Source organism: Rhodoferax sp. PAMC 29310, from assembly GCF_017948265.1.
Lineage (GTDB): Bacteria > Pseudomonadota > Gammaproteobacteria > Burkholderiales > Burkholderiaceae_C > Rhodoferax.
The window spans coordinates 3047723-3060202 of sequence record NZ_CP072852.1; the positions used below are offsets into that span (position 1 = coordinate 3047723).

A 12480-nucleotide genomic window follows, 5' to 3' on the forward strand; every position below is an offset into this window, starting at 1 on the left:
GACCTCGTCAGCCCACCCCATCAACGGCCAAACCAAGTGACTCACCCTGCCGTCTTGGTCACCAGCTATGAGAGCCATGCGTTCTATGACGACCTCTGCCCCCTCTCAAAAGCCCATCACCCACTTTGGGCCTGATTTCCCGTTTCCCTTTGACGACTGGATCAGTCACCCGGCCGGTTTGGGCACACTGCCCTCGCAACGCTTGGGAGAAGAGGTCGCGATTGTGGGCGCCGGCATGGCGGGCATGGTGGCGGCTTATGAACTGATGAAACTCGGCCTCAAGCCGGTGATCTATGAGGCCTCCAAAATGGGTGGGCGTCTGCGATCACAGTGCTTTGAAGGCACGCCCAATGTGGTGGCCGAACTGGGTGGCATGCGGTTTCCCGTGTCGTCCACGGCCTTCTACCACTACGTAGAGACACTGGGTCTGCAAACCCAGGCTTTTCCGAACCCGCTGACACCGGCCTCTGGCAGCACTGTGATTGATCTGGAGGGCCAGACCTACTACGCCGAGTCGCTGGCAGATCTGCCCCCGCTGTTTCGTGAGGTGGCCGACGCGTGGGCAGAAGCGCTGGAGACCGATGCGCGATTCTCGGATGTTCAAACCGCGATTCGCGGGCGTGACGTGGCGGCCCTGAAGAAGCTGTGGAACACCCTGATTCCGCTCTGGGATGACCGCACCTTTTATGACTTTATTGCAAGTTCAAAGGCGTTTGCACGACTGTCTTTTCACCACCGCGAGGTATTTGGGCAAGTGGGGTTTGGCACCGGCGGCTGGGACTCCGACTTTCCCAACTCCATGCTGGAGATCTTGCGCGTGGTCATGACCAATTGCGATGAGAATCAGCGCCTGATCGTGGGTGGCGCCGACCAGGTGCCGCATGGCCTGTGGCGCCATGCGCCTGATCAACTGGCCCATTGGCCGAGGGGAACCACCTTGTCCTCTTTGCACGGCGGTGCTACTCGAGCAGGGGTTTCGCGCATTGCCCGTGCCGCTGACGGCCGCCTGGAAGTCACTGACTGCTGGGGTGCCAAACGGACTTATGCCGCGGTATTAACCACTTGCCAAAGCTGGCTGCTGACGACTCAGATTGAATGCGAAGAATCCCTGTTCTCGCAGAAGGTCTGGATGGCGCTGGACCGCACCCGCTATATGCAATCGTCCAAGACCTTTGTCATGGTGGACCGCCCGTTCTGGAAAGACAAAGACCCCGAGACCGGGCTCGACGTGATGAGCATGACGCTGACCGACCGGCTCACTCGGGGCACTTATCTGTTTGACAACGGGCCGGATCAACCGGCAGTGATATGCCTGTCCTACGCCTGGATGGGCGACGCGCTGAAAATGTTGCCGCAAAGCGTGGAAAAGCGCGTCAAGCTGGCGCTGGACGCGCTCAAAAAGATCTACCCCAAGGTGGACATTGCCAGCCACATCATTGGCGATCCGATTTGCGTGTCGTGGGAGGCCGACCCCCACTTTTTGGGAGCCTTCAAGGGCGCCCTTCCGGGGCACTACCGCTACAACCAACGTATGTTTGCGCATTTCATGCAGGACTTGTTCCCCAAGCAACAGCGCGGTATTTTCATTGCGGGCGATGATGTTTCCTGGACACCCGCCTGGGTCGAAGGGGCGGTGCAAACTTCGCTCAACGCGGTGTGGGGCATCTCGCACCATTTGGGAGGGCAAACGCATGCGAACAACCCCGGCCCGGGCGACCTGTTTGGCACCCTGGGTCCCATTGAGTTGCCAGAATGAAAAACCCGCTGACGCTGGCCCTGTACCAATGCACGCCAGCCCCGCTGGACGTGCCCGCCAATTTGCGGCGCCTGGAGACAGCGGCCGAGCAGGCGGCGCAGGGCGGCGCCGATGTGCTGGTGTGCCCCGAGATGTTCTTGACTGGCTACAACATCAGTTTCGACGCAGTGCGACAACTGGCACAAGCCGCGAACGGCGACTATGCGCAGGCGGTTGCCGACATCGCCCGGCGCCACGCCATCGCCCTGCTCTATGGCTACCCTGAACTGGGCGACGGGGGCGCGGTTTTCAACGCCGCCCAGTGGATCAGCGCCGCTGGCGAGCGCTGCCTCAACTACCGAAAGACGCATCTCTACGGCGCGCTGGACAAGACGCAGTTTTCGCCCGGCAGACCTACCCCAGGTTGGGTAGACCTCAAGGGCTGGCGGGTGGGTGTTCTGATTTGTTATGACGTTGAGTTTCCTGAAAACACGCGTCGCCTGGCCCTGGAAGGTGCTGAACTGATTGCCGTGCCTACTGCGAATATGCCGGAATTTGACTTCGTTTCCAAAGCCCTAGTCCCCGTGCGCGCCTATGAAAACCAAGTCTATGTAGCCTACGCGAACTACGTGGGTTCTGAGGGCGCGGTGATCTATGGCGGACTGAGCACGGTGGCCGCGCCTGATGGGGCCCTGCTGGCCCAAGCCGGACACGAAGAAACGCTGGTCTTTGCCACCCTGCTGGCGCCCCGGCTGGCAGCCGCCCGGCTTCATTGCTCCCATTTGACCGACGTCAAAGCGCCTTGACCCATGCGCCGAAAAATACCGTCCACCCACACCCTGCTGTGCTTTGAAGCATCAGCCCGACACGAAAGCTACACCCGTGCCGCGCAAGAACTGGTGCTGACCCAGAGCGCGGTGTCACGCCAGATCACGGCCCTTGAGGAGTTCTTGGGTGTCACCTTGTTTCGGCGTACCCGCCACGGCGTGGCGCTCACCGAACGCGGTGCGGAATATGCCAGCCAGGTGGCGCTGCGACTTCAAAGCCTGGAGCAAGACACGCTGGACATCATGTCGCCCCAGAGCCGCAGTGGCACCGTGCATCTGGCCGCTGTGCCTACGTTTGCAACCCGCTGGCTGATTCCCCGCCTGCCGCTGCTTACTGCCCAGCACCCAGAGGTCACCGTGCACCTGGAAACACGCACACGCCCGTTCATGTTCTCCGACACCTCGTTTGATGTGGCGCTCTATGCCGGCACGGTAGAGCAGGTGGCTAATTGGGCGGGCACTCGATCGCTGCGCTTGATGGATGAAGACGTGGTGCCCGTGTGCAGCCCGCAGTGGCTGGCGGGCCCAAAGGGCATGACCGCACAGGCCCTGTCCCAGCTGCCGCTGCTTCAACAAACCACTCGCCCCAACGCCTGGCGAAGGTGGTTTGACAGCATGGGGGTGAGCGCTCCCCTGGCGCTCGCTGGCCCGCGTTTTGAGCTGTTTTCCATGACGGCTGCGGCTGCCGCGTGTGGCTTGGGTGTGGCGTTGGTGCCTCGTCTGCTAATTGAGGCGGAACTGCGGCGTGGTGAATTGGTGCTCGCTTGCCCACTGGCGCCGGCCAGCGAACGGGCCTACTACCTGGTTACGCCGGATCGCGGTGGTGAACGCCCAGCGGTGACCTATTTCAGGAACTGGATGCTGCAGCAGGTGAATCAATAAAAACAGCGCGGAAATCGTTCACATTGGTCAATGTCGGCCCCGTCACCACGGCATCACCCAGTGCGCCGAAAAAGGTATGGGCGTCGTTGTTGTCCAGGTGCTTGCGCGGGTTCAATCCCAGCTGCCAAGCGCGCGCCAAGGTGTCTGGCGTGCTGATGGCCCCGGCAATTTCCTGCGCGCCGTCCACCCCGTCTGTATCGCCCGCCAACGCATAGACACGGGGTGTTTCGCCCAAGGCAATCGCCATGGAAAGCAAAAATTCCACATTTCGCCCGCCCACACCCTTGCCTCGCAGGGTCACGGTGGTTTCACCGCCTGACAGCAGCACACAAGGGGTCGCAAAAGGCTGACCCCGTTGGACCACCTGGCGCGCCATGCCCGCCATGACGGTGCCTACATCGCGCGCCTCGCCTTCCAAGCTGTCGCCCAGAATGTAGGGTGTTACGCCCGCCGCACGCGCCACCTCGGCAGCGGCTTCCAGCGCCAGCTGGGGTGCGGTAATCATGCGCACCGTGCTACCCAGCAAGCGGGGATCGCCGGGCTTGATGCTTTCGCCCGCATCACTGTTCAGCAAGCGAAGAACAGAATCCGGCACCTGAATTTGGTAGCGTTGCAAGATGTCCAAGGCCTGTGCGCAGGTGCTGGGGTCCGCCACCGTGGGGCCAGACGCAATGTCCATGGGCAAGTCGCCCGGCACGTCGGATATCAACAACGTGCACAACTGCGCCGGGTGGCACAGCGCGCCCAAGCGTCCCCCTTTGAGGCTGGATAAATGACGGCGCACGCAGTTCATCTCGGAAATGCTGGCGCCGCTGGCCAACAGAGCGGTGTTAACCGCCTGCTTGTCTTGCAGGGTGAGCCCTTCGCCGGGCGCCACCAGCAAAGAGGAGCCGCCCCCGGAAATCAAAGCGACCACGAGGTCATTGGACGTCAAGTTGCTGACCAGCGCGCGAATTCGCTGAGCGGCTTCCAGTCCGGCCGCGTCGGGCACCGGATGGGCGGCCTGCACAATTTCAATCTGCTGGCAGGGCACGTCATAGCCATACCGGGTCACGACCAGCCCCGTCAAGGGACCGGACCAATTCGCCTCCAGCGCCCGAGCCATTTCAGCCGAGGCTTTGCCAGCGCCAATGACGATGGTGCGCCCTTTGGGGGGCTCGGGCAGGTGAGCCGCCAAGCAGCGCGAAGGTTGTGCCGCGGCCACGGCCGCGTCAAACATCTGGCGCAGCAGCGCGCGCGGTTCAGGCCCGGCCGTAGTCATCGCTGAGTCGAACAATGTCGTCTTCGCCCAGGTAGCTGCCAAATTGCACTTCGACAATTTCTACCGGCTCGGTGGTGCGGTTGGTCAGGCGGTGCACAGCACCCAGGGGAATGTCCACATGCTCACCCGGACCGAGGTTGAGCACTGTGTCACCCACGGTGACCTCGGCCTGACCCAGCACCACCACCCAGTGCTCCGCACGCTGGTGGTGTTTTTGCAGGCTCAGGCGCTGGCCCGGAGCCACGCCAATGCGCTTGATCTTGTTGCCGGGAGCTTCAGAGACGGTTTCGTACCAGCCCCAGGGACGCAGGGTGCGTTCGATGGTTTCGGTCCGGGTTTGAGTTTCGGTTTCTGTGGTCATGGTGTGAGCTAGGTTTCATGCGCCCGTTGGTGGCCGCAACGCAGACGTGAAGGCCTTGGGCGCCAGAGGCGGCCAACCCGTCAAAAGAGGCGTTTTCATCATTATGAGTCCATGTATTGTTCCTTGGCCGTAACTGCCCATGGTTCGGGGCAGGCGTAGCAGGGTTCATGCTAAGCTGATTCACGAGTCAGATTGAACCTCTTACAAGCCATCAGGAGCACCGCTATGCCAGGACTATTGCCTAACATTGACCCGGACGGGTTGCTTGAATTCTCAGTGGTCTACACCGACCGCGCCTTGAATCACATGTCGCAGCGCTTTCAAGGCGTGATGAAAGACATCTCCAGCATATTGAAAGAGGTCTACCACGCGCAGTCTGCGGTGTTGGTGCCCGGCAGCGGCACCTTTGGCATGGAAGCGGTGGCCCGCCAGTTTGCCGGCAATAAAAAGACCCTGATCATTCGCAACGGCTGGTTCAGCTACCGCTGGTCGCAAATTCTGGACATGGGCCAGATCGCCAGCGAGTCCAATGTCCTCAAAGCCCGTCCTTTGAGCAACGACCCACAGTCACCTTGGGCGCCCTGCCCTATTGAGGAAGTCATTGCCGCCATTCGCGGCAAAAAGCCTGACGTGGTGTTTGCCCCGCATGTGGAAACCGCCGCCGGCATGATCCTGCCTGACGACTATCTGCGCGCCGTCGCGGACGCTGTGCATGAAGAAGGCGGGTTGTTCGTGCTGGACTGCATCGCCTCTGGCGCCATGTGGGTGGACATGCAGGCCACGGGCGTGGACGTGCTGGTCAGCGCGCCGCAAAAGGGCTGGAGCAGCTCACCCTGCTGCGCCATGGTGATGTTGAGCGAGCGCGCCCGCACGGCCATTGACGGCACCAGCAGCAGCAGCTTTGCCTGCGACCTGAAGAAATGGCTGCAAATCATGGAGGCCTACGAGGCAGGTGGCCACGCCTACCACGCCACCATGCCGACCGACGCCCTCACCCGCTTGCGGGAGGTGATGCTGGAGACAAAGGCTTACGGGTTTGAGAAGGTGCGCAATGAACAACTGGCGCTAGGCACCCAGGTGCGCGCCCTGTTCAAGCGCCACGGCATTGCCAGTGTGGCGGCTGAGGGCTTTCAAGCCCCCGGCGTGGTGGTGAGCTACACCACCGATGCAGGTGTGCAAAACAGCAAAAAGTTTCTGGCCCTGGGCCTGCAAACCGCCGCCGGCGTGCCCCTCCAGTGCGACGAGCCCGCTGGCTTCATGACTTTCCGGGTGGGGCTTTTTGGCCTGGAAAAGCTCCACAACATAGAACGCAGTGTGGCGCAACTGGAAGCGGCGCTGGATCAGATTGCCATGAGTTGACCTGTACTAGAGGTTGAGACCAGGTGCCCCAGTCCACACCGGGCCACCTAGATTTACTATTAATTCAATAGCTGCTTGCGCATACTAGACAAGGGCCAGAGGCACTTTTTACTACAAATAGTGCCCCAAGTGTCGCTGGCTGCCACCTGATCGGTGGCTGGCCCCAATCGCGTTCAGGGCTGTTTCACGATCACCGGCTGCACCTGAAACACATTGTCTGACTTCGGGTCCACCGTGACTTTTACCCAATGCAAGGACGGGCTGCCAAAGGTCTCCACCCGGGTGAAGTTGGCGAGCATCTTGCCGGGCGCGTGCAATGGCTTGTCCATCTTGAAGAAGTGGGTGTCACCGTGGACGAACAGCACCTGGCCTTTGAATTGCTCGGTCTCTTTGGCCAACTCATCCATGAAGTTGCGGTAGCCGGTGAAGCCCGCCTCTGCACTTTCGTTCAGCTCTTCGGTTTCCGGCAGGTCAAAACCCGGATCAGCCTGCACCACAAGGACCAGGCCGGCGGCATTATTTGCCTTGGCCTGGGCGAAAGAAGCCTTCAGCCATTCCACATTGGCCGTGTCGCGCGCCAGGTATTCGGCGTTGCCGGCATCACACTGCTTTGCATCGCGAGCGCTCTTCTTCGTGCACTCCTTGGCATTGAGCACCAAATTGTTATTGCTGCCCGGCATGTTGATGCCGACAAAGGTCACCGCGCCGTGGGTGAAGCGGGTGTTCTCCACATAGGCCTCGCCCAGCTTGCCCTGATGCGTGAGCGCCATCGTGCTTTGTCCCAGGCTGTTCAGCGTAGGGAACATGACGTTGCGCAAGTGTGTCAGGCGCTCCAGCGCGTCAAAACCGCCGTTGTTCACCCGGTGACAGTCCGTCCACTCGTTGTCGCCCGGCACATAGACCACAGGCTTCACCAGGCTGTTGAACATCTTCAAGGCATCGGTGTAGATGTCGTTGGTGCATTTGGAGCTGCCGTCCTTGATGTCACCGTCATAAATCGAAAACGCAATGTCCGCGCGGTTGATGCTGTTCAGCACCGCAGGCAACTTGGGGTCATCGCCCGCCGTTTTGTAAGGCATATCGCCCCAGAGGCCGAACGAATAGACCTGGCTGGCCGATGCGCCAGGCATGGAACCGTTGGGGCCGGTAGAGGCACAGGAAATCAGGCTCAGGGCGACCAATGAGGCTGCCACACTTTTGACAAACATAAACACCTTTGATGCGTTGGAGAAAACTACAGCACTGTAGGCGCGACTTGTGACGATGGCGTGACAGTTGGGTGGCAATGAAGGCAGGCTTATCCCGACCCCATGCCAGGCGCGGAATGCGCGCGATGTTGTAACGCTGCAGGGGCGAGGGCCGGAAGCACCCAGGTCACCTGCTCAAGACACGGTGACCTGGGTTGCTATGGCGACTTGGTTAGCGCAGACACCCGCCAGGTTGGCCTTCTGCAGCCGGGGTCCCGGCAATCAAAGGCATCAGCGAGGGCGCCAACACTTTCAGCAGCTGAACCGGCAAACCACTGGTGAACCCATAGTCTGCGGCCTTGGATCCGGGGACATAGGCGATCATTGTGCCAAAGAAGCGCTCATCAATATTAAACACAAAGGTGGCAGAGCGATTGACCACGCGGGACTCCAACAGGCGCCCGCCCGCTCCGTAGGTGTCAAAACGCTGGTCTCCCGTGCCGGTTTTGCCACCGACCGCGAAGTGGCTGCCGTCCGGGCGCACAAAGGCATCCCGCACTCGCTTGGCGGTGCCAGAGTCGACCACTTCCCGAGCGGCGACCAAGGCGGCCTGCGCGACTTCAGGGGCCAGCACAGCCTCTCCTTCACTGCCTTGGTAAGTCAAGCGTGTTTCATACGGTGTCGCGGTCGCAAAATGCATGGTTTCGATCCGCGTATTGGGTTTGCGAACACCGTCGTTCACCAAAATACCCATCATCTCCGCCAGCGCGGCAGGCCGGTCAGCCGAGGCCCCCAGTGAAGTGGCATAGGACGGAACCAGCGAGCTAAAGGGATAGCCCATCTTGGCCCACTGTCGATGAATTTCCAAAAACCCTTCGCCCTCAAGCAGCACCAGGATGCGCTTGTCCTGGGCATGCTTGCGGTGGGTGGAGAAGAGCCATGAATACACCGCCTGGCGCTCATCCACGCTGACCTCCATCACCTGCGTCTGCGTAGCGTCTGGGTGACTTCTCAGATACCCCACCAGCCACAGCTCCAAGGGGTGAATCGTCGCCAAATAGCCTCGGTCCGCCAGCGACATCGTGGCCGGATCGTACTGCGCATAGAGACGGCTCAGCCGATCCCCGCTGACCTCTTGGTCGTGCGGCAAGTTGCCCATCACAAAGTCCGAGAACTGCGCCACTGTGGCGGTAGGCGCAATGGTGCGAAAAATGGCCGCCAACCTTGAGGTGGTCGGGCGCACGCTTTCCAGCAATATTTGTTGGGCCTCCTTTTCGGTTTTCCCCTGGTACTTGCCCAGGAAGCGACGCATGAAAATTTGCCCCTCCCGGTCTGCGAATCGGGCCAGATAGTCCGCGCGGCGTGGGTCATCGGCGTCCTGCAGCAACTTGGCGGACGACCCGGGCGTCAAAAACATGTAGTGACGCACGATGTCACGCATCAGACGAATAAACACCAGATTTACGGAGCTTCTCAGTCCCTCACGCAGCGTCATCACCCGGCTGTCGTCCGCCTTGTTGAAGTTGGCGAAAGTGTGCATGCCACCGCCAGTAAAAAAGCTCTCGGCGGTGCTACCAGAATAAGTTCTTTCCATCGCAGCATCCAGCATGGACTTCAGGCTTCGGTCTTTGGCCCGCATCAGGTAATCAACCGCCCAGCTTGACAAAACATCTTTGGGGTCAATCTCCTGCGCCTTCAGGGCGGCGGAATCCAGAACCGACAGGCGTCCATGCAGCTTGGCAATCACATCCAGATAGGTAATCAGCGTACGCAGCTTGGCGGTCGATCCCAGGTCGAGTTTGGTGCCTTCATTGATGTTCAGCGGCTGGTCATAGTTGTCCGTCTGCACCCGCAGGTAGTTGCGGTCAACGCCGCGCTCGTACAAGGTAAAGCTGTACACCACGCCGGCCGGATCGCCGCGTGCCAGGAGCTGCTTGTTGTTGAGGCCCAGTGCTTCGGCCTGAGCAGGATCGCGAAGGCTTTGAAGTAAGGTCGCGACCGTGGCCTGGACGGGAGCATTCAGGGTGCTGGCCACGCTCAGGTCCAACCGGTCCAAGTCATAAAAATTACCGCCCATGAGCCCCGTCAAGTGCGTGCGAACCGCATTGGCCGCTTTTTGGGTGACGAAAGACACGTCCGGCGAAGGCACCCGGCCGGTGCGGCGATTCAATTTGGCCTTTAAGGCGGCGTCGCGCAGGGCAGGCGAAATCACCTCGGCCGTTGCCAACAGCCGCAGGTGGCTGTCTGCCAATGACTCCAATTCGGCTTCAGGCGCATCAAAGTAGTACGACGGACGACGCTGGGAAATCAACAGACTCAACGCCTGCTTGTAAAGCAGACCCATTTTCAAGAGGTCTTCCTGCCCCTCGGCGGCGTCCTTCAGAATGCGGCTCACCTCGCTAAAGTCCCTGCCATACCAGGCCCATAAGCCATCTCCAATCCCGTGCACCTCACCAAACCCCACCTTGGCGGACAAAGGCATGGTGTTGAGATAGGTCAGCACAATCTGGCGCCTGGCTTCGGTGGTGTCTTCCCCTTGCTGGTAGGCGCGCAATGAGGCCGACACCATTTGTTGCAATTTTTCAATGACCGAAGAGGTACGTCCCTCGGAGGAATGACGATATTTCTCAATTTGCGTGGCGAGGGTGCTCCCCCCCGGTGCATTCCCCTGCCCCGTGATGAGGTTCTGCACCTTGATAGCCACCGCATGAGCCAAACGGTCCCATTCCACAGCGGGATTGCGCTTGGGATTGTTCGGGTCAAGCAACTCGCGGTTTTCGATGAACAGCAAACTATGGACCAACTCAGGCGCGAGGTCTTCGAACCGCGCAAACACGCGCCCGGGATAACTCTCCTGAAACAGCGTGTCCTTGCGGCAATCCTGAATGGTCAGGCCACTCTGAATTTTTTCCGGGTAGGGGGCAAAAAATCCAGCGTCTAGCAGTTCGCTCATTCCCTCTGAAATACGTGCCTGTTGGGTTACTGAAAAATTGCGCGCTTTCAACTTATCAATGAACACTGGCAGCTTGGAGTACCCCAGACGGTCATCGTAAGGCGCGCTAACCGGAAAACGAATGGACGAACTGGGGCCCTCGTCCAACGAGAACGTCGCCTTGCGAGCGAGGTCAGAAAAAAACCGTGCCTGATAGGTCGACGACCGAAATTCCCGCGCAACCAGCACCCCAACAACAACCAACGCCGTCGACACCACCAGTAAAACCGAAACCCTCAGCCAGAAAAAAAACAGCGTCCACTTTCCCTGCATGCTCATCACCCTGAATATCTTTGATCAATGCGTTCGGCGCCGAACCTTATTCAGGGCAACACCGAAAAGGCACTATTGTGCGCTGCAATAAAAACGCGGTTCACCCCCTTCATCCCATCGAAATGCACCAGGATCGGGCAAACCCCTAGATACACCATGGCATCACTATTGCTAGGATCAATTCAGAACTTGACTAAATGGTCAGTTTTTATGTTCCGAGTTCGATCTCACCCCTCTTTGAAGGAGTTTCAACGTGTCTACCACCCTGCCCCCTGATGTTCAAGCTGGCCGCTTGAGTGCCCCTGAGTACGCCAAGCGTTTTTCCGACGCCACGCCCCGCTTTACCCAGGCACAGGCCGTGCTGGAGGCGGAGCGTTGCCTCTACTGTTATGACGCCCCCTGCGTCACGGCCTGCCCCACCAGCATTGATGTCCCCTCCTTCATCAAGCGCATTGCCGATGGCAATTTGCGCGGCTCAGCACACGCCATTCTGGACGCCAACCCGCTGGGCGGCATGTGCGCCCGGGTCTGCCCCACGGAGAACCTGTGTGAAGCGGTTTGCGTGCGCAACACCCAAGAAGGGGTGCCGGTGGCCATTGGCCGCCTACAACGCCACGCCGTGGATGCGTTGATGGAAAGCCCCAAGCCACAGCTATTCACCCGCGCCCCCACCACGGGCAAGAAAGTGGCCGTGGTGGGGGCCGGCCCGGCGGGCCTGGCCTGCGCCTTCACATTGGCGCGCCTCGGCCATGACGTGGTGGTTTTTGACGCCAATGCCAAGGCCGGTGGCCTCAACGAATATGGCTTGGCCAGCTATAAAACCCCGGACAACTTTGCCCAAAAAGAAATTGAATGGCTGCTGGACATTGGCGGTATTGAAATGCGCCACGATTGGCGCCTGGAAACTGCCGCTCAGGTGAGTGCGCTTCAAAAAGACTATGACGCCCTCTTTCTGGGCATGGGGCTGTCCACCACGCACCAACTCGGTGTACCGGGTGAGGAGTTAAGTGGTGTGCAGGACGCAGTGGACTTCATTGCCACGCTGCGCCAGACCGAAGACCTGGCCACGCTGCCTGTGGGCCGCCGTGTCATCGTCATTGGCGGTGGCATGACCGCCGTGGATGCCTCGGTGCAAAGCAAGCTGCTCGGCGCCTCCGTCGTTCACATGGCCTACCGGCGTGGCGTGGAAACCATGACGGCGTCCAAAGCCGAGCAGGAATGGGCGCAAACCAATGGCGTCGTGCTGCACCACTGGCTGGCTCCGGTAGAGATTCTGGGCGAAAACGGCCACGTGACCGCGGTGCGCTTTGCCGAGCAAGCCATGATGGACGGCAAGTTAAAAGCCACCGGGCGCGAACTGACCTGGGAAGCCGACACCGTGTTGAAAGCCATTGGCCAGCAACTGGGCAACCCGGTGCTCGCGCAAATGGGCTTGACGCTGCAAGGCGGACGCATTGCCACAGACGCTTCCGGCACCACCAACCTGCCCGGCATTTGGGCCGGTGGCGACTGCCGCGCCGGCGGCCTGGACCTGACGGTTGAAGCCGTGGAGCACGGCAAGCAATCTGCAAAAGCTATCCACACCCACCTGATGGGCGTCTGA

9 protein-coding genes are annotated in these 12480 nt (G+C 60.1%); 5 read left to right on the forward strand and 4 right to left on the reverse strand.

The genetic code is table 11. The features are described from left to right. The first annotated feature begins 85 nt into the window (after positions 1-85). The 3 genes from J8G15_RS14205 to J8G15_RS14215 are packed head-to-tail and all read left to right on the forward strand — an operon-like array spanning position 86 to position 3444. The gene (locus J8G15_RS14205; RefSeq protein WP_240538304.1) at positions 86-1756 is read left to right on the forward strand and encodes an NAD(P)/FAD-dependent oxidoreductase; all 1671 of its coding nucleotides are present in this window, start codon (positions 86-88) and stop codon (positions 1754-1756) included. Next, positions 1753-2541, forward strand: coding sequence for a carbon-nitrogen hydrolase family protein (locus J8G15_RS14210; RefSeq protein WP_210542832.1), 789 nt, complete (start codon positions 1753-1755; stop codon positions 2539-2541). Before J8G15_RS14205 ends, J8G15_RS14210 begins: the two co-directional genes overlap by 4 nt. Positions 2542-2544: 3 nt before the next feature. Beyond that, on the forward strand, positions 2545-3444 hold the full coding sequence (locus tag J8G15_RS14215; protein ID WP_210542834.1) for a LysR family transcriptional regulator: 900 nt from the start codon (positions 2545-2547) through the stop codon (positions 3442-3444). On the opposite strand, the gene J8G15_RS14220 is transcribed toward J8G15_RS14215, so the two are convergent. Beyond that, positions 3410-4705 carry a glycerate kinase gene (locus J8G15_RS14220; protein WP_210542835.1) on the reverse strand — a complete coding sequence of 432 codons (1296 nt, stop codon included), beginning with the start codon at positions 4703-4705 and terminating at the stop codon, positions 3410-3412. The two genes, J8G15_RS14215 and J8G15_RS14220, sit on opposite strands and share 35 nt — an antisense overlap. Continuing rightward, positions 4686-5066, reverse strand: a complete 381-nt coding sequence (locus tag J8G15_RS14225; protein WP_210542837.1) for a phosphomannose isomerase type II C-terminal cupin domain — start codon at positions 5064-5066, stop codon at positions 4686-4688. The genes J8G15_RS14220 and J8G15_RS14225 overlap by 20 nt, the downstream gene beginning before the upstream one ends. A gap of 225 nt (positions 5067-5291) precedes the next feature. Between J8G15_RS14225 and J8G15_RS14230 the strand changes: the two genes are divergently transcribed. Next, a complete protein-coding gene (locus tag J8G15_RS14230; RefSeq protein ID WP_210542840.1) occupies positions 5292-6425 on the forward strand; it encodes an aminotransferase class V-fold PLP-dependent enzyme in 1134 nt (377 codons plus the stop codon). Between the two features lie 173 nt (positions 6426-6598). Here the strand turns inward: J8G15_RS14230 and J8G15_RS14235 are convergent, their stop codons facing one another. After that, positions 6599-7633 carry a hypothetical protein gene (locus J8G15_RS14235; protein ID WP_210542842.1) on the reverse strand — a complete coding sequence of 345 codons (1035 nt, stop codon included), beginning with the start codon at positions 7631-7633 and terminating at the stop codon, positions 6599-6601. A gap of 211 nt (positions 7634-7844) precedes the next feature. Next, complete coding sequence (locus J8G15_RS14240) at positions 7845-10877, reverse strand: transglycosylase domain-containing protein (protein WP_210547598.1); 3033 nt, start codon at positions 10875-10877, stop codon at positions 7845-7847. Between the two features lie 253 nt (positions 10878-11130). On the opposite strand from J8G15_RS14240, the gene J8G15_RS14245 reads away from it, so the two are divergent. Then, on the forward strand, positions 11131-12480 hold the full coding sequence (locus J8G15_RS14245; protein WP_210542843.1) for an NAD(P)-dependent oxidoreductase: 1350 nt from the start codon (positions 11131-11133) through the stop codon (positions 12478-12480).